Annotated in this window: 17 protein-coding genes; 14 read left to right on the forward strand and 3 right to left on the reverse strand. The window is 65.9% G+C overall.

What is annotated here, in order from left to right; translation table 11 throughout:
* Positions 1–9: 9 nt before the first annotated feature.
* A complete protein-coding gene (locus AC5592_RS27445; protein ID WP_063065909.1) occupies positions 10–1,203 on the reverse strand; it encodes an acyl-CoA dehydrogenase family protein in 1,194 nt (397 codons plus the stop codon).
* Positions 1,204–1,425: 222 nt separating this feature from the next.
* On the opposite strand from AC5592_RS27445, the gene AC5592_RS27450 reads away from it, so the two are divergent.
* From AC5592_RS27450 to AC5592_RS27505, 12 genes are all read left to right on the forward strand, one after another.
* A complete protein-coding gene (locus AC5592_RS27450; protein WP_030518642.1) occupies positions 1,426–1,614 on the forward strand; it encodes a ferredoxin in 189 nt (62 codons plus the stop codon).
* A gap of 44 nt (positions 1,615–1,658) precedes the next feature.
* Complete coding sequence (locus tag AC5592_RS27455; RefSeq protein ID WP_036497707.1) at positions 1,659–2,576, forward strand: 3-oxoacyl-ACP reductase; 918 nt, start codon at positions 1,659–1,661, stop codon at positions 2,574–2,576.
* Positions 2,577–2,855: 279 nt separating this feature from the next.
* Positions 2,856–3,620 carry an MlaE family ABC transporter permease gene (locus AC5592_RS27460; RefSeq protein WP_030518640.1) on the forward strand — a complete coding sequence of 255 codons (765 nt, stop codon included), beginning with the start codon at positions 2,856–2,858 and terminating at the stop codon, positions 3,618–3,620.
* A 4-nt stretch (positions 3,621–3,624) separates the two neighbouring features.
* On the forward strand, positions 3,625–4,476 hold the full coding sequence (locus AC5592_RS27465) for an ABC transporter permease (protein WP_036497709.1): 852 nt from the start codon (positions 3,625–3,627) through the stop codon (positions 4,474–4,476).
* Positions 4,477–4,481: 5 nt separating this feature from the next.
* Positions 4,482–5,699: an MCE family protein gene (locus AC5592_RS27470; RefSeq protein ID WP_051024178.1), complete on the forward strand. Its 1,218-nt coding sequence runs from the start codon at positions 4,482–4,484 to the stop codon at positions 5,697–5,699.
* Positions 5,696–6,727, forward strand: a complete 1,032-nt coding sequence (locus AC5592_RS27475; protein ID WP_084507286.1) for an MCE family protein — start codon at positions 5,696–5,698, stop codon at positions 6,725–6,727. The genes AC5592_RS27470 and AC5592_RS27475 overlap by 4 nt, the downstream gene beginning before the upstream one ends.
* Entirely contained in the window at positions 6,724–7,785 is a 1,062-nt protein-coding gene (locus tag AC5592_RS27480; RefSeq protein WP_036497716.1) for an MCE family protein, read from the forward strand. The genes AC5592_RS27475 and AC5592_RS27480 overlap by 4 nt, the downstream gene beginning before the upstream one ends.
* Positions 7,782–9,047, forward strand: a complete 1,266-nt coding sequence (locus tag AC5592_RS27485; RefSeq protein WP_039775973.1) for an MCE family protein — start codon at positions 7,782–7,784, stop codon at positions 9,045–9,047. Before AC5592_RS27480 ends, AC5592_RS27485 begins: the two co-directional genes overlap by 4 nt.
* Positions 9,044–10,288: an MCE family protein gene (locus tag AC5592_RS27490; protein ID WP_063065910.1), complete on the forward strand. Its 1,245-nt coding sequence runs from the start codon at positions 9,044–9,046 to the stop codon at positions 10,286–10,288. The genes AC5592_RS27485 and AC5592_RS27490 overlap by 4 nt, the downstream gene beginning before the upstream one ends.
* Positions 10,285–11,709 (forward strand): MCE family protein, encoded by a 1,425-nt coding sequence (locus AC5592_RS27495; protein WP_036497722.1) that lies wholly within the window; start codon positions 10,285–10,287, stop codon positions 11,707–11,709. The genes AC5592_RS27490 and AC5592_RS27495 overlap by 4 nt, the downstream gene beginning before the upstream one ends.
* Entirely contained in the window at positions 11,706–12,545 is an 840-nt protein-coding gene (locus AC5592_RS27500) for an Rv1363c family protein (RefSeq protein WP_063065911.1), read from the forward strand. Before AC5592_RS27495 ends, AC5592_RS27500 begins: the two co-directional genes overlap by 4 nt.
* The gene (locus AC5592_RS27505; protein ID WP_063065912.1) at positions 12,542–13,030 is read left to right on the forward strand and encodes an Rv1363c family protein; all 489 of its coding nucleotides are present in this window, start codon (positions 12,542–12,544) and stop codon (positions 13,028–13,030) included. Before AC5592_RS27500 ends, AC5592_RS27505 begins: the two co-directional genes overlap by 4 nt.
* Positions 13,031–13,339: 309 nt before the next feature.
* Here AC5592_RS27505 and AC5592_RS27510 read toward each other — a convergent pair whose 3' ends face one another.
* Positions 13,340–14,887 (reverse strand): alpha,alpha-trehalose-phosphate synthase (UDP-forming), encoded by a 1,548-nt coding sequence (locus tag AC5592_RS27510; RefSeq protein ID WP_036497736.1) that lies wholly within the window; start codon positions 14,885–14,887, stop codon positions 13,340–13,342.
* A gap of 86 nt (positions 14,888–14,973) precedes the next feature.
* Positions 14,974–15,141 (reverse strand): hypothetical protein, encoded by a 168-nt coding sequence (locus AC5592_RS27515; RefSeq protein WP_167331836.1) that lies wholly within the window; start codon positions 15,139–15,141, stop codon positions 14,974–14,976.
* Between the two features lie 268 nt (positions 15,142–15,409).
* Here AC5592_RS27515 and AC5592_RS27520 point away from each other — a divergent pair, with 268 nt between their 5' ends.
* Positions 15,410–16,249: an alpha/beta fold hydrolase gene (locus AC5592_RS27520; RefSeq protein ID WP_036497726.1), complete on the forward strand. Its 840-nt coding sequence runs from the start codon at positions 15,410–15,412 to the stop codon at positions 16,247–16,249.
* 149 nt (positions 16,250–16,398) lie between these two features.
* On the forward strand, positions 16,399–16,641 hold the full coding sequence (locus AC5592_RS27525) for an MbtH family protein (protein WP_011207082.1): 243 nt from the start codon (positions 16,399–16,401) through the stop codon (positions 16,639–16,641).
* Positions 16,642–16,793: the final 152 nt, after the last annotated feature.

The raw sequence follows: 16,793 nt of genomic DNA on the forward strand, positions 1-16,793 counted from the left end.
GTCCGCGGCTCAGCGGGCGGCAGCGGGCTGTTTGAGGGCGGTCATCGCGATGATGTCGCGCTGCACCTCGTTGGTGCCGCCGCCGAAGGTCAGGATCAGGCACGCGCGATGCATCCGCTCGAGCCGTCCGCGCAGCTGCGCGCCGGGGGAGTCCTGCCGCAGATATGCCTGCGGTCCGAGAATCTCCATCAGCAGTCGGTAGGCCTCGGTGGCCAATTCGGTGCCGAGCACCTTGCAGGTGGAGGCATCCCACGGCCGGGGCGCGGCGTCGCCGCCCGCGTCGGCGCCGGAGGCGATCTCCCAGTTCAGCAGTTTGAGGAATTCCACCTGGGCGTGGACCCGCGCCAGATTCAGCCGCACCCACTCGCTGTCGATCACCCGCGCGCCGCTGGAATCCTTGGTGTCGCGCGCCCATTCGGTGGTCTGCGCGACCGCCAGCGCCAGCGGCGCCGCCGAGGTCAGCGCCACCCGCTCGTGGTTGAGCTGATTGGTGACCAGCGCCCAGCCGCCGTTCTCGGGGCCGACCATCGCCGAATGCGGCACCCGCACGTCCTGGTAGTAGGTGGCGCTGGTGTCGGGCCCGGCCATCGTGTGCACGGGGGTCCAGGAGAAGCCCTCGGCCGAGGTCGGCACGATGAACATGCTGATGCCCTTGTGCTTCTTGGCGGACGGATCGGTGCGGGCGGCCAGCCAGATGTAGTCGGCGTACTGGATGAGGCTGGTCCACATCTTCTGGCCGTTGATCACCCAGTCGTCACCGTCGCGGACCGCGGTGGTGCGCAGCGACGCCAGGTCGGTGCCCGCGCCGGGCTCGGAATAACCGATGGAGAAGTGCAATTCGCCCGCGGAGATCTTGGGCAGGAAGAACTTCTTCTGCTCCTCGGTGCCGTAGTGCATGATCGTCGGCGCCACCGAGTTGATGGTCAGGAACGGCACCGGCGCACCCGCGACGGCCGCCTCGTCGGTGAAGATCAGCTGATCCATCGTCGAGCGATCCTGGCCGCCGTACTCCTTGGGCCAGCCGAGGGTGAGCCAGCCGTCGTGGCCCATCTGCTGCACGACCTCGCGGTAGACGTTGCCGTGCCCGTACTCACCGGTCTGCGACGACAAGGCCTCGCGGCGCTCCGGCGTGATCAGCTTGGCGAAATATTCGCGGAGCTCGGCGCGCAGCTGCTCCTGTTGCTCGGTATAAGCAATCCGCATGGCGGTTACCTCGTACTCGGTGATGTGATGGCGGATGTGACGACATCGCCCCTGTGACGATCGGTCCGGCGACGGTCTGCGCTGGGCCGATCTGCCCTGACGTCGATCATTGCATATCTACTGAAACATGTTCCAGTATGGAAACCGAATCCGGCCGCTTCGGCCGCAGCGGCCCGGCCGGGCTTGTAGGCTCGGCACTACCTGGTGGTGAAGGAGTTATCAATGAAGGTCAGTGTGGATTTCGACCAGTGCGAGGCCAACGGAATCTGTGTCGGAATCGCCCCCGACGTCTTCGAACTCGACGATGAGGACCAGCTGCACATCCTCACCGCCGACGTGCCCGAGGACCGGCTCTCCGACGTCGAGACGGCTGTCGCGCAGTGCCCGAAGGCTGCCCTGCGGTTGCAGTGAAATGGATGCTTGCCGATAACTGGAACACGTTCTAGAGTCACGGCGTGAGTGAATCGTCGAATCAGCCGGGGACGGATCTGTCCGGCAAGGTAGCGATCGTGACCGGAGCCGGCGCGGGCCTCGGCCGGGCCGAAGCGCTGGCACTGGCCGGGGCCGGCGCCTCGGTGGTGGTCAACGATCTGGCCGAAAGCGATGCGGTGGCCGCCACCCTCGCCGATATTCGCGCGCTCGGCGCGAAAGCGGAATTCGTGGGTGGCAGTGTGGCCGAGCGCGCCACCGCCGACGCCCTGATTCGTACCGCGGACGAGACCTTCGGCGGTGTGGACATCGTGGTCAACAATGCGGGAATCGTCCGCGACCGCATGCTTTTCAATCTCTCCGACGAGGACTGGGACGCGGTCCTCGCGGTCCATCTGCGCGGCCATTTCCTGTTGTCGCGTAATGCCGCCGCCTACTGGCGTGGTAAATCGAAGGAATCCGGTGCTCCAATTTACGGGCGCCTGATCAACACATCATCGGAAGCCGGTTTGCTGGGTCCGGAAGGGCAGCCGAATTACGCGGCCGCGAAAGCCGGAATCACCGCGCTGACGCTGTCCGCCTCGCGCGGTTTGTCGCGATACGGCGTGCGTGCCAACGCCATCTGCCCGCGGGCCCGGACCGCCATGACGGAATCGGTCTTCTCCGCCGCTCCCGAAGGGGATGTGGACCCGCTGGCGCCCGAGCATGTCGCCCGCCTGGTCGCCTACCTGGCCTCCCCGGGCGCCGACGCGATCAACGGTCAAGTGTTCGTCGTGTACGGCCCCATGGTCGCGCTGATGGCCGCACCCGAAGTCGAGGCTCGCTTCGACGCCGCCGGCGCGGAATGGAGTGCGGACGCGCTGGCCGACACACTTGGCACCTACTTCGCCGAGCGCCCCGCCGGGCGTACGTTTTCTGCGAGTTCGCTGCACGATCTCGGCTGATTATCAGGTGCAGGTCGTCCGACCAACTCCGGTTGATCGGCGGTCTCGCACTTGGTAGACATGGGGGTCGATGGTTGTGGGGTGCCTCACAAAGGCGTTCTGTACACCGTATGAACCTGTTCTAGCTTCGGAGCTGAAGCTCGGATGAAAAGAGCAGGTCAAAAATGTCAAATTCTCTTCCGATTCGATGTGAACGTGTTCTAATCTTCGGAGCGGAAGAGGTGTGGAGGCTCGCTGGCGCAACGTTGCGCGCACGGGTCGGCAAGGAGGAATCGCGGAATGAACGAGGTTCTTGCCGTGCCGTTGCGTGCGGTCGGCGGGTTCTTCGAACTCGTGGCCGCTGTGGCGCGGGCCTTGATACGTCCGCCATTTCAGCGACGGGAATTCGTCGACCAGTCGTGGTTCGTCGCACGAGTGTCGATCATCCCGACCATCCTGGTCGCGATCCCGTTCACGGTTCTGGTGAGCTTTACGCTGAATATTCTGTTGCGCGAAATCGGCGCGGCCGATCTCTCCGGCGCGGGCGCCGCATTCGGAACGGTCACCCAGGTCGGTCCGATCGTGACGGTGCTGATCGTCGCCGGCGCCGGCGCCACCGCGATCTGCGCCGACCTGGGCGCTCGCACGATCCGGGAAGAAATCGACGCCATGAAGGTGCTCGGCATCGACCCGATCCATCGCCTGGTGGTGCCTCGCGTACTCGCCTCGATGTTCGTCGCGGCGCTGCTCAACGGCCTGGTCTCGACGATCGGCATCGCCGGCGGCTTCCTGTTCTCGGTGCTCCTGCAGGGAGTCAACCCCGGCGCCTTCGTCAACGGGCTCACCCTGCTCACCCATACGCCGGAGCTGGTGATCTCCGAGGTCAAGGCCGCGCTGTTCGGTCTGATCGCCGGACTGATGGCCTGCTACCTCGGCCTCAACGTCAAGGGCGGTCCCAAGAGTGTGGGTGACGCGGTCAACCAGACGGTGGTTTTCTCCTTCATGGCTCTGTTCGTGGTGAACGTCGTGGTCACCGCCGTCGGCATCAAGTTCACGGTGCGGTGATCCGATGGCGTTCGTAATCCAGTCCCGCTTCCCCCGTACTGTTCGACGCGTGCGGCGGGTTTCGAGTTCGATGGACGGAATCGGGCATCACGCCCAGTTCTACGGCAGGTCGTTGGCCTCGGTACCGAAGGCATTCACGCACTACCGCACCGAAACCATTCGCCTGATCGCCGAAATCAGCATGGGCACAGGCGCTTTGGCGGTGATCGGCGGCACGGTGGTGATCGTCGGCTTCCTCACCCTGTTCACCGGCGGCACCATCGCGGTGCAGGGCTACAGCTCGCTGGGCAATATCGGTGTCGAGGCGCTGACCGGATTCTTCGCCGCATTCCTCAATGTGCGGATCGCGGCACCGGTGATCTCGGGCATCGGATTGGCGGCGACCATCGGCGCCGGCGCGACGGCCCAGCTGGGCGCCATGCGGGTGGCCGAGGAGATCGACGCGCTGGAATCCATGGCGATCCGGCCGATGCCCTTCCTGGTCGGCACCCGTGTGCTGGCGGGCATGATCGCGATCGTTCCGCTCTACGCGCTGGCGGTCATCGCCTCGTTCGTCGCGAGCCGCTTCGCCACGGTCGTCATCTACGGCCAGTCGGCCGGTGTGTACGACCACTACTTCTCCACATTCCTGATTCCCAGTGACATCCTGTGGTCGTTCGTGCAGGCGATCCTCATGGCCTTGGCGGTCATGATGATTCACACCTACTACGGCTACAACGCGACCGGTGGACCGGTCGGTGTCGGAATCGCGGTCGGAAACGCGGTGCGCGCCTCGCTGGTGGCAGTGGTGTCGGTGACCCTGCTGATGTCGCTGGCGATCTACGGCACCTCCGGCAACTTCCATCTCTCCGGGTAGGCGGTATGGCGGCAAATAAACTCGTCGAAAAGGAAGGCGCCGGTAAGTTTTTCGGCGCCGGATGGGGTGTCAAGCTTTCGGGGGTGGCGCTGATTCTGTTTCTGGCCGCGATCGTCGCTGTCGCTCTGACGATGTTCGTGGGCGGATTCACCACCTCGAAACCGGTCTATCTCGACGCCCCGCGCGCGGGCCTGGTGATGGACAAGGACGCGAAGGTCAAGATCCGCGGTGTGCAGATCGGCCACGTCTCCGATATCGCGTACACCGGCGACCAGGCTCGGCTGACCCTCGCGATGGACCCCGATCAACTGAAGATGGTGCCGGCGAACTCGACCGTCGATATTCGGTCGACCACGGTCTTCGGCGCCAAATACGTGAACTTCGTCGAGCCGGAGGTCCCCTCCGCGCAGCATCTGCAGGCCGGCGCCACGTTGACCGCGCAGTCGGTGACCGTCGAATTCAATACGCTGTTCCAGCATTTGACCGAGGTACTCGGCAAGATCGCGCCGGAGAAACTGAACGCGACGCTGACCGCGCTCGGCACCGCATTGCAGGGCCGCGGCGACAAACTCGGTCAACTGCTGGTCGACAGTGACGAATATCTGCGCGATATCAATCCGAGCCTGCCGGATCTGCAGCGCGATCTGCAGACGTCGGTGGGAGTCACCAATCTGTACGCCGACACCGCGCCGAACCTGTTGCGCACGACCGACAATGCGGCCGTGACGAGCAGGACTCTCGTCGACCACAAGGACAGCCTCGACGCCGTGCTGCTGAATCTGATCGGCCTGGCCGACACCACGGGCGCGGTGCTGAAGGAGAACGAGAACGGCCTGTCGACGGCCCTGGATGTGTTGCGGCCGACGGCCGAACTGCTCAACGAATACAACCCGGCGTTGTACTGCCTCGTCGAAGGTGTCGCGGGCGCGATTCCGCGAGCCAACGAGATCTTCGGCGGAAACGGACCGTGGGTGAACCTGAACGCCAGCTTCATGCCGGGCGGCACGCCCTATTCCTATCCGAAGGATCTGCCGAAGGTGAATGCGACCGGTGGCCCGCACTGCGAGGGCATCCTCGACCGCCAACCCGGTAGCCACTCGAACTACCTGGTCACCGATACCAGCGAGGGACGGGTGTACACACCGGAACTGTCCACCCATCTGAACGGGCCCCGGGTCTTCCAGTTGCTGTTCGCGGGTCTGCCGGGGGTGGGTAATCCGTGAGGCTCAAACCACACGCCACCAGCGTCAAACTCGGGATCTTCACGCTCGTGATGGTGCTGGTACTGGCCCTGCTGGTCGTCATCTTCTCGCAGATGCGCTTCGCGCGGGAGAACGGCTACCACGCGGTGTTCACCAGTTCCTCGGGGATGCTGCCCGGGTCCAAGGTGCGCATCGCGGGTGTGCCGGTCGGCTCGGTGAAGAGTGTCAAGGTCGGCAAGGACCATCTGGCGCATGTCGATTTCGACGTCGACCGGCAGTACAAGCTCTATGTCAGCACCCAGGCCGCCGTGCGCTACGAGAATCTCGTGGGTGACCGGTATCTGGAGCTGATGGACGCCCCGGGCACCGCGCAGGTGCTGCATTCCGGCGGCACCATCGGCCTGGACAAGACCAAGCCGGCGCTGGACCTGGACATGCTGCTGGGTGGTTTCAAACCGCTGCTGCGCGGCCTGGACCCGCAGCAGATCAACTCCTTGACCGAGGCGCTGCTGCAGGTGTTCCAGGGACAGGGCGGCACCCTGGTGGCATTGCTGAACAGTTCCGGCTCGTTCGCCAAGACCCTGGGCGACCGCGACGCCCTCATCGGCAGTGTGATCGAGAATCTGAAGACGGTGCTGGCCACCATCGACGATCACAACAAGGATTTCGACACCACCCTGACCGAATTGCAGCGTCTGGTGAGTGGCCTGGCCGCGGACCGGGATCCGATCGGCGCGGCATTGCCGCGACTGGCCGGCGCCACCGGCGATCTCACCGATCTGCTGAAGCAGGCGCGCCCGGATCTCAAGGCGACCTTCGACCAGCTGGGCCGTGTCGCCGACAATCTCGACCAGAAGTCCGACGATGTCGAGTGGGTTCTGCAGAACCTGCCCTCGACCTACAAGGAGCTGGTGCGCCTCGGTGCGTACGGATCGTTCCTGAACATGTACGTGTGCGGAACGAATTTCCTCGTGGACGGCCCGGACGGTAAGCCGATGCATGTGAATCTGCCCGGTCTGCAGACGACCGGAAGGTGTTCGACGAAGTGAACCAGACCTCCCCGCTCATCAAACACGGCGTCGTCGGCGTCGTGCTGGCGGTCGCGATCGCGTTGTCCGCCTTGCAGTTCGACCGGCTTCCCTTCATTCGCAGTGGCGCCGAATTCACCGCGTACTTCGCCGATGCCGGCGGCCTGGTGACCGGTGACCAGGTGCAGGTCGCCGGTGTCCGGTCCGGGCAGGTCGAGGACGTCAGCCTCGACGGCCCCAAGGTGAAGGTCCGGTTCAGCCTCGACGAATCCATCGTGCTGGGGAAGAAGACGACCGCCGCGATCAAGACCAACACCGTGCTCGGGCGCAAATCTTTGGAGGTCGATCCGCAGGGGTCCGGTGCGCTGCGCAGTGATCAGCCGATTCCTTTGGACCGCACCACTTCTCCGTATTCGCTCAACGACGCCCTGGGCGATCTGAGCAATACCGTGAAGGGGCTGGACACCGACCAGGTCAACAAGACGCTCGACGCTCTGTCGGACACCTTCGCCGACACACCCGCGCCGCTACGGTCCGCCCTGGACGGCATCACGCAGCTCTCCCGCAGTCTGAACGCCCGCGACAAGGCGCTGACCGAACTGCTCTCGCACGCGCAGAACGTCACCAAGGTGCTCTCGGATCGGTCGAACCAGATCAACGCCCTGCTGCTGGACGGCAACAACCTGCTCGGTGAGCTGGACGCCCGGCGCACCGCGCTCAGCCAGCTGATCGTCTACGTCAACGGACTGGCGCAGCAGCTGACCGGTTTCGTCAACGACAACGAGCAGAGCCTGAAACCGACACTGGACAAGCTGAATTCGGTGCTCCAGCTGCTCGAGCGGAACAAGGACAACCTGACCAAGGCCCTGGACGCCCTCGGCCCGTTCGAGGCGGCGCTCGGTGAACAGGTCGGCAGCGGCCCGTACTTCCAGGCCTATGTCTCCAACGCCACGAGTATGACGTTGCAGCCGCTGGTGGACGCGCTGGTCTGGCCGCAGCATGTGCCCGAATCGTTCTGGAAGTACCTGACCACCCCGCCGCCCTCGATCGGGCCCGCGATCCAGGAGCCGCCGCGATGAACGCGATCCGCACGATCACGAAGGTGCCGAAATGGGTCCGCGTCGTGGCCGCCGCCCTGGTGGTGGCGCTGGCGGGCTGGATCGTCTACGGCGCGGTGACCAATATCGGCAAGACCCACATCACCGCCTATTTCCCGTCCACCACCGGGCTGTACGCCGGTGACGACGTGCGGGTGCTGGGCGTCAAGGTCGGCCGGATCGATGCGATCGAGCCGGGCCGGGACAAGACCAAGGTGACGATGACGGTCGACCGCGGCGTCGACATCCCGGCCGACGCCAAGGCCGTCACGGTCTCGCCGAACCTGGTCTCGGCCCGCTTCGTGCAATTGGCGCCGGTGTACACCGGTGGCCCGAAGATGCACGACGACGGCGTGATTCCGATCGAGCACACCGCCGTGCCGGTCGAATGGGACGACATCAAGGCCGAGCTGACGAAGCTGTCGAAGGCCCTGGGGCCGATCGGTGAGGATCAGCAGGGCTCGTTCGGACGGTTCGTCAACACCGCCTCCGACAATCTCGCGAACGGCAACGCCCAGGCGCTGCGCGACACGCTCCACGAGTTGTCGAGCACGCTGAATACGTTGTCCGACGGTCGCACCGATCTGTTCGGCACGGTCCGCAACCTGCAGCAGTTCGTCGACGTGCTGTCCAAGAGCAACGATCAGATCGTGCAGTTCGGCGGCCGGCTGGCCTCGGTGTCCTCGGTGCTGTCGGGCGTCTCCGACGATCTCGGCGCCGGATTGGACAACCTCGATTCGGCGGTGGCCGACGTCAAGCGCTTCCTGGACGAACGCGGTGGCCAGCTCACCGAGAGTGTGCAGAACCTGGCGCAGGTGACCCAGATCCTGGCCGACAAGCGTCCGCAGCTCGAGCAGGTCCTGCATTCGGGCCCGGTCGCGCTGTCGAACTTCTATCAGATCTACAAGCCCGCGCAGGGCACGCTGACCGGCGCCGTGGTGCTGCCGAACTTCCGCAATCCGTTCGCGTTCCTGTGTGGCGCCGTCGAGGCGCTCGAGGACAACGGTTCGCAGCGGACCGCGGACCTGTGCAAGCAACAGGTGGCACCGGTGATCAGCTCGCTGATGATGAATTACCCACCGCTGCTGGTGAATCCGGCGTCCGGGCAGCAGGCCTTCCCGAGTCAGCTGACCTTCTCGCCGCCGAGTCTGGCCGATCGCGTCGAATATCCGGCGCCCGGCGAGGCTCCGGCCGAGGTGCCGAGCGGTCTGGCCGGCCTCGCGATTCCGGGAGGAGGACGATGATGCGACGCGGACGAACGCGACTCGCCGGCGCCGCCGTCGGTCTGGTGATCCTGTTGGGCGCCACCGGATGTGAGTGGGACGGCCTGAACACCCTGCCGATGCCCGGCGCGGCCGGAACGGGGGAGGGCGCCTGGCAGATCAAGATCCAGATGCCGAATGTCACCACGCTGACCCGTAATTCGCCGGTGCAGGTGGACGACGTCACGGTCGGCACGGTGAAGAACATCCAGCTCGAGGATTGGCACGCACTGGTCACGGTGAGCCTCGAGAAGGGGGTGCACCTGCCGGCCAACACGGTGGCCGCGATCGGGCAGACCAGCCTGCTCGGCAGTAACCACGTCGAACTGTCGGCGCCGAAAGACGTTGCGCCGGAAGGCCAATTGAAGCCGGGCGATGTGATTCCGCTGTCGCGTGCGAGTGTGTATCCCACCACCGAACAGACGTTGTCGTCGTTGTCGGTGGTGCTCAACGGTGGCGGAATCTCGCAGCTCGAGACCATCACCCACGAGCTGAACAAGACCTTCTCCGGACGGTCCGATGCCATCCGCGACCTGCTGCCGCAGCTGGCGCAGCTGACCAGCACCCTGGACGCCCAGACCAAGGACATCATCGACGCGATGAGCGGGCTGGACCGCTTCGCCGGGCAGTTGAACAACCAGAAGGACCAGGTGACCCGGGCCGTCACGCAGCTGCATCCGGCCCTCACCGTCCTGGCCGACCGCCGCGAGAACATCACCAAAACCATTACCGCACTGGGTGATCTGAGTGATGTGGTGAGCCGGGTGATCGCCGAGAGCGGTGACAATCTGAAGGCGGATCTGGCCAATCTCCACCCGGCCCTGGAATCGCTGGCCAACACCGGAACGAAACTGGCCGACTCCCTGCAGATTCTGCTCACCTTCCCGTTCCCCATGCGGAACCTGAACAAGGCGCTCAAGGGCGACTACCTCAACCTGCTGATGACCGTCGACCTCACCGGAGCGCGGCTGGATTCGAACTTCCTCACCGGTACGCCGCTGGGCGGGCGTTTCGGCGGGGTCGAGGGCGCACTCGGCACGATCGCACCCGATACCGCGATGGGCAAGGGTGACCCGGTCACCGGGCCGATGCAGCCGCCGCCGCCCGCGCCGAACACGGCCGCGCCGACGCCGAGCATTCCCGGCCTGCCGCCGATTCCGAACCTGCCCGCCATACCCGGGCTGACGGTGCCCGCGCCGCAACAAGGGGGTGCGGGTCGATGAAACTCAGCAAATTCGTCCGGACCCAGCTGGTGATCTTCTCGATCCTGACCGTGATCGGCCTGGTAGTGATGGCGGGCGTCTACGTCCACCTGCCGGCCATGTTCGGTATCGGCCGCTACGGCGTGACCGTGCAGCTCGAGGCCACCGGCGGGCTGTACCCGACCGCGAACGTCGCCTACCGCGGCACCAACGTCGGCAAGGTCGAGGATGTGAAGCTCACCCCGGACGGGGTCGACGCCAAACTGTCGATCAGCAGCGACTTCAAGATTCCGAGCGATGTCGATGCCTACGTCAAGAGCGTGTCGGCGATCGGCGAACAGTACGTGGATCTGGTTCCGGCCGAGAACCCGCACGGCGGGAATCTGCACGACGGTTCGGTGATTCCGGTGCAGCGCACCAAACTTCCGCAGGACGTCGGCGATATGCTCGACCAGGCCGACCGGCTGCTCAGCAGTGTCGCCGACACCAAACTGCGCCAGGTCATCGACGATGCCTTCACCGCGTTCAACGGCGCCGGCCCGGATCTGCAGAAGTTCATCGACTCCGCCTCGCTGCTGGTGCAGGAGGCGAAGAAGAACACGAACGAGACGAAGGATCTGCTCGACAAGATCGGTCCGCTGCTCGACACCCAGAACCAGTCCGATGCCGCGATCCGTTCGTGGACGAAGGATCTGGCGACCGTCACCGACCAGTTGCGACAGCACGACCCCTCGCTGGGACAGCTGCTCGACCGCACGCCCGCGGCCGCGCAGAAGGTGTCGCAGACCTTCCAGGACTTGCAACCGACGCTGCCGCTGCTGCTGTCGAACCTGACCAGCGTCGGCCAGGTCGGGGTGACCTATCACGCCGGTGTCGAACAGATTCTGGTGATCTACCCACAGCTGGTGGCGGCGCTGCTGACCTCCATCCGCGGGCCCACGCAGTACGGCGCCATGGTCGACTTCATGCTCGGGCTCAACGATCCGCCGGGCTGCACCACGGGCTTCCTGCCGCAGGATCAGCGCCGCTCACCGGCCCTGAAGGACACTCCGGACACGCCGCCGAACCTCTATTGCAAGGTGGCGCAGAACGCGAAGGAAGCGGTCCGCGGTATCCGCAACACGCCGTGCGCGGACGTGCCGGGTAAGCGGGCCCCGAGTCCGGAGCTCTGCCATGACCCGCAGGGTTATGTGCCCGAGGGCGACAACCCGCCGTTCGGCGATCCGCATCCGGTCACCCCGTCCGGTGAGCCGGCGGCCAACCCGGGCGACGCTCCCGCCGCGCAGACCCAGCCGGCGGCGGCGCTGCGCACCTACGACCTGAAGAACCACACCTTCACCGGACCCGACGGCCGGACCTACCGACAGGGGGATGTGGGCCCCGACGGATCGGGCACTGTACCGTCCAGTTGGCAGGCGATGCTCGAGGAGCAACAGAAATGAGCGAATCGAATTCCACACCCACCGGTCGCGTCCGGCGGCGCGCCAGCAGGCAGGCCGGGGCGCCGACCGATGCGGTCGCGGTCGAGCGGGCCGAGAGCGCGCCGGCCGACGAGACGGTGAAACTGTCGACCGCATCGCCGGCGAGCGGGGCGAAGTCGTCCTCCGAGAGGCCATCGGACGCAGTCTCCGGCACTGACGCGGTCTCCGGCACCGACGCGGTGTCCGATTCCGCCGGCAAGCTCTCGGCGGCAGCCGATGACGACAAGACCGTGCGGCTCACCGATTCTCCGGAGGAGGCGGCAGCGGCGGACGCATCCGCCGACACCTCCGAGCCGGCGAAGCGCTCCCTCGGCCCGCTGGGCTGGGCCGCCGCGGTGGTGGCCGTGCTGTCGTTGATCCTGCTGGTCGGCTCGGGCGGCTTCTTCGCCTACCACCAGCATCAGGTCAGCGCCCAGGCCGACCAGCGCACGGAATATATCCAGACCGCCAAGCAGGCCATCCTCAATCTGACCAATATCAAGGACGACACCGCGAAGCAGGACATCGACCGGGTGCTCTCGGTCGCCTCGGGGCAGCTCAAGCAGGAATACTCCGAGCGCAAGGACGCCTACGCGCAGGTCGTGCAGCAGGCCAAGGTGAAGGCCAGCGGCGAGATCATCGAGACCGCGGTCGAGAGCCAGGACGACCACACCGCGAAGGTGCTGGTCGCGGCCAAGCAGACCCTGACCAACGCCGGTGCCAAGGATCCGCAGGAGCGCTACTACCGCTTCCGGGTCACGGTCGACCGCGCCGACAACGGTGGTATCACCGCCTCGCAAGTGGAGTTCGTGGCATGAGCGGCAAATTGCGCCCAGTCCTGTTCATCAGTGCGGCGGTGCTGTTCGTGGCCGCGGTCGCGATGGCCTCGGTCACCGGCTACAAGTACTGGTCCGACAAGCAGATCGAGCAGGCCCGCACCGACTCCGTCCCCGCGGCCCGGCATGCGGTGGAGTCGGTGTTCACCTACGACTTCAAGACCGTCGATGCCGAACTGCCGAAATCGGCGGACAACCTCACCCCGTCGTTCCGCAAGGACTATCTGAAGCTGATTCAGCAGGCGATCGCGCCCGGCGCCAAGGAGAAGCAGCTCACCGTGCAGGCGAACGCCACGGCCGGCGGGGTGGTGTCCGCGGACCGCTCGCACGCGGTCGTGCTGCTGTACCTGAATCAGGTGACCACCAGCAAGGATTCCCCGCAGGGGACGGTGACGCCGAGCCGGGTCCGCGTCGCACTGGACAAGGACGGCGGCCACTGGCTGGTCGACGCCATCACTCCGATCTGATCCGGCTTTTAAGCGAATCCCGTTATCCCCGTTAAGAGTTCGTCCCTACCGTCGACGGCACAGCGATTCCGAGGCGGGATCGGTGGTCGATACCGGCTCCGGTCGCGGCGCAGATCTCCCGCCGGTGAAGCGCGCCTGTGCCGCTCGGTTACGACCGTGCGGCGATCCGGCGGGTGCGGCGGAATCCGGGGTGGCGGTGTGCGGCGACCGCCGGCTCCGGCGGAGGCCAGGACCGAGATTCGGTGTGGGCGGCGCTCTCCGGCTGCCGGACGGTCGGTTCGAAGGGTGTAACCCGCCTCGGATCGCTGTCTAGCGCTCCGCGCCTCCGGGATCCACATCCGCGTCGGTGAGCAGGGCACTGCCCGCCACCCGATCCTGGGCCAGCGCGTCGAGGAAGGAGCGGGCCCAGCGGTCGACGTCGTGGGCGAGCACCTGGCGGCGCAGCGAACGCATCCGGCGGCGCTTGGTCTCCGGATCGTCCTCGATCGCGGACATGATCGCGTTCTCGACGCTGTCCAGATCGTGTGGGTTGCACAGATAGGCCTGCCGCAATTCGGCTGCGGCGCCGGTGAATTCGCTGAGCACGAGGGCGCCGTTGAGGCCACTGTGCGAGGCGACGTATTCCTTGGCGACCAGGTTCATGCCGTCGCGCAGCGGGGTCACCAGCATCACGTCGGCGGCGACGAAGAAGGCGACCAGCTCGTCGCGGGGGATCGGGCGGTGCAGATAGTGCACGAAAGGGTAACCGACGCGGGAGAATTCGCCGTTGATCCGGCCGACCTGTCGTTCGATGTCGCCGCGCATCTGGATGTAGCTCTCGACGCGTTCGCGACTCGGTGTGGCCAACTGCACCATCACCGTCTCGGCGGGGTCCAGCCGTCCCTCGTGCAGGAGCTCCTGCAGCGCCGCCAGGCGGATATCGATGCCCTTCGTGTAGTCCAGGCGGTCCACACCGAGCAGGATGTGCTTGGGATTACCGAGTTCTCTGCGGATCTGGGCGGCGCGCTCGCGCACCGAACGTCTTCGCGACAGCTCGTCGAGTTCGGCGGAGGCGATCGAGATGGGAAAGGCGCCGACCCGCACGGTGCGGAAACCGACCTGCACCACACCGAGTTTCGACCGCACGCCGACCGTGCCGCGCGAGGTGGGTTGCCCGGCAAGCCTTCTCGCCAGATACAGGAAGTTCTGCGCGCCGCCGGGCAGGTGGAAGCCGATCAGATCGGCGCCGAGCAGACCCTCCACGATCTCGGTGCGCCAGGGCAGCTGCATGAACAGCTCAACCGGCGGGAACGGGATGTGCAGGAAGAAACCGATGGTCAGATCGGGCCGCAGCATGCGCAGCATCTTCGGCACCAGCTGCAGCTGGTAGTCCTGCACCCACACCGTCGCACCCTCGGCGGCCACCTTCGCGGTGTACTCGGCGAAGCGCCGGTTCACGTCCACATAGGCCGTCCACCAGTCGCGGTGGTACTCCGGCCGCACGATCACGTCGTGATAGAGCGGCCACAGCGTGCCGTTGGAGAACCCCTCGTAGTAGGCGGCGACCTCCTCGGCGGTGAGCGGCACCGGATACAACTCCAGGCCGTCCTCGATGATCGGGTCGACATCCACGTCGGGGACGCCGGCCCAGCCCACCCAGGCGCCGTTGTTGTTGCGCAGCACCGGCTCCAGGGCCGTGACGAGGCCGCCCGGACTGCGCTTCCACCGCTTGGTTCCGTCGGGGAGACGTTCCAGATCCACCGGGAGCCGGTTGGCGACCACGACGAAACCGGAGCCGGCGCCCCCGGGACGGTCCGCTGGTGCGGATTCGGTTTCCGGCGAAGCGTCTCGAGATCGATCGCTGCGTATGTCGCGCATCTGGTCCACTGCTGGATCCTCCGGTCGCCGAAATGGCGGAGCTAGGCGTGGGTTTTAGTTGTCATGCGCGCTGCGGCGCGCTCGTCCTATTCGCTGCGCGCGCTGGGGCCGATCCCGAGCATCGACAGCAGCATCCGGCATTCGTCGGCATCGGTGGCGTAGGCGGCCACGACGCGCTGTGCCTGCCGTGCGGTCTCGTCGGCGAGCGGTTCCAGGTCGTCGTCCGCGATGTCGTTGGCGCTCTTCGCGGCCATCATCGTGTCCTCTCGGCTCGGGGTCGTGGCACGGCGGTGGGGTTCGACCGTCGTGGTGTCGGCGCCGTGCGGTGTCAATGGTATCGGTCGTCGCACCGGGGCCCGTCGGCTTGGTGCCGACCGCTGCCGAACCGCAACAGCGGTGCGCGACACCCGTCACACCGGCGAAACGCCGGAGCCCCGTGAACCTATAACGTTGGTAGGGAGGCGTATTTCGCCCGCCTCCTGTACCGAGCACCGCACGAACGAGTGGAAAGGGTCGCAGCACATGCCGTTGGCCACGGTGAATGGAATCTCGCTGAACTACCAGGTGAAGGGAGACAAGGCCAAAGGCACCGACACCAAGGGGGCCGCCCCGCTGGTCGTGCTGATCATGGGCACCGGCAGTCCCGGCCGGGTGTGGGAGCTGCACCAGGTTCCGGCGCTGGTGGCGGCCGGTTACCGGGTGTGCACGTTCGACAATCGCGGTATCGCTCCGTCCTATGAGGCGCCCGACGGGATGACCATCGACGAATTGGCCGCCGACACCGCGGCGCTGATCGAATTCCTCGACGAGGGCCCGGCCCTGGTCGCCGGCACCTCGATGGGGGCGCGGGTGGCTCAGGAATTGGCCCTTGCGCGTCCCGACCTCGTGCGTAAAGCCGTTTTCATGGCGGGACACGCGCGGCTCGACCAATTCCAGAAGACCCTCTCGCTGGGCGAGCACGAACTCGACGCCTCCGGCGTGCGACTGCCCGCCAAATACGACGCCGCCGTCACCGCGGTGATGAATCTTTCGCCCGCCACGATGGCCGATCCGAATTCTGCGCGCGATTGGCTGGATCTGTTCGAATTCACCGGCGGACCGGCATCGCCGGGAATCCGGGCCCAGCGCCGGATGGATCACGATTTCGATCGGTTGCAGGCCTATCGGGCGATCAAGGTGCCGTGCCTGTCCATCGGATTCGCCGACGATCGGATGATCCCCGCGTATCTGACCCGTGAGCTGGCCGAAGTCATTCCCGACGCCCGCTACCAGGAGATCCCCGACGCCGGTCATTACGGGTATCTGGAACGCCCGGAAGCGGTCAATAAGATCCTGCTCGATTTCTTCGCAGGCTCGAGGTAACCACCAACGCGTAACGTCGGTCTTGCTAGTGTCGACACATCGCTCGGGGGCTACGGCTCTGGTCGGTCGGTTTCGGCTCGTGCCCGCGCCCCGCGAGTTTCCGTACACAGCGCGTTCCCGTACACAGCGCCAGCATCCAGTGAGGTGAAATGAGCACCAACCCCTTCGACGACGAGGACGGCCGCTTCTTCGTTCTGGTCAACGACGAGGAGCAGCATTCCCTGTGGCCTGCTTTCGCCGAGGTCCCGGCCGGGTGGCGAGTGGTGTTCGGCGAGGACAGCCGGGCTGCCTGCGTCGAATACGTGGAGAAGAACTGGACGGATATGCGGCCCAAGAGCCTGCGTGACGCGATGGCCGCCGACGACGCGGCTCGCCAGGGCGCCCAGTCCTGATTCCGCGCCGGAACGCACGGCGCGGCGCGACGGTGATCGGCGGCTGTGTGATGCCCTGACCGGGCACACGCAGCCGCCGCAATCGCGTCGTTTTCCCTCCTGCGGTAATGCACGATTTTTCCGGACGGCCCACGCCCCGGTTATGATTGCAC

Source organism: Nocardia violaceofusca NBRC 14427, assembly GCF_963869435.1.
Classification (GTDB): domain Bacteria; phylum Actinomycetota; class Actinomycetes; order Mycobacteriales; family Mycobacteriaceae; genus Nocardia; species Nocardia aobensis.

Coding starts and splice junctions, on each gene's coding strand:
- AC5592_RS27445 (WP_063065909.1), bottom strand. CDS start 1,203: ATGCGGATTGCTTATACCGAGCAACAGGAGCAGCTGCGCGCCGAGCTC.
- AC5592_RS27450 (WP_030518642.1), top strand. CDS start 1,426: ATGAAGGTCAGTGTGGATTTCGACCAGTGCGAGGCCAACGGAATCTGT.
- AC5592_RS27460 (WP_030518640.1), top strand. CDS start 2,856: ATGAACGAGGTTCTTGCCGTGCCGTTGCGTGCGGTCGGCGGGTTCTTC.
- AC5592_RS27465 (WP_036497709.1), top strand. CDS start 3,625: ATGGCGTTCGTAATCCAGTCCCGCTTCCCCCGTACTGTTCGACGCGTG.
- AC5592_RS27470 (WP_051024178.1), top strand. CDS start 4,482: ATGGCGGCAAATAAACTCGTCGAAAAGGAAGGCGCCGGTAAGTTTTTC.
- AC5592_RS27485 (WP_039775973.1), top strand. CDS start 7,782: ATGAACGCGATCCGCACGATCACGAAGGTGCCGAAATGGGTCCGCGTC.
- AC5592_RS27490 (WP_063065910.1), top strand. CDS start 9,044: ATGATGCGACGCGGACGAACGCGACTCGCCGGCGCCGCCGTCGGTCTG.
- AC5592_RS27495 (WP_036497722.1), top strand. CDS start 10,285: ATGAAACTCAGCAAATTCGTCCGGACCCAGCTGGTGATCTTCTCGATC.
- AC5592_RS27500 (WP_063065911.1), top strand. CDS start 11,706: ATGAGCGAATCGAATTCCACACCCACCGGTCGCGTCCGGCGGCGCGCC.
- AC5592_RS27505 (WP_063065912.1), top strand. CDS start 12,542: ATGAGCGGCAAATTGCGCCCAGTCCTGTTCATCAGTGCGGCGGTGCTG.
- AC5592_RS27510 (WP_036497736.1), bottom strand. CDS start 14,887: ATGCGCGACATACGCAGCGATCGATCTCGAGACGCTTCGCCGGAAACC.
- AC5592_RS27515 (WP_167331836.1), bottom strand. CDS start 15,141: ATGGCCGCGAAGAGCGCCAACGACATCGCGGACGACGACCTGGAACCG.
- AC5592_RS27520 (WP_036497726.1), top strand. CDS start 15,410: ATGCCGTTGGCCACGGTGAATGGAATCTCGCTGAACTACCAGGTGAAG.
- AC5592_RS27525 (WP_011207082.1), top strand. CDS start 16,399: ATGAGCACCAACCCCTTCGACGACGAGGACGGCCGCTTCTTCGTTCTG.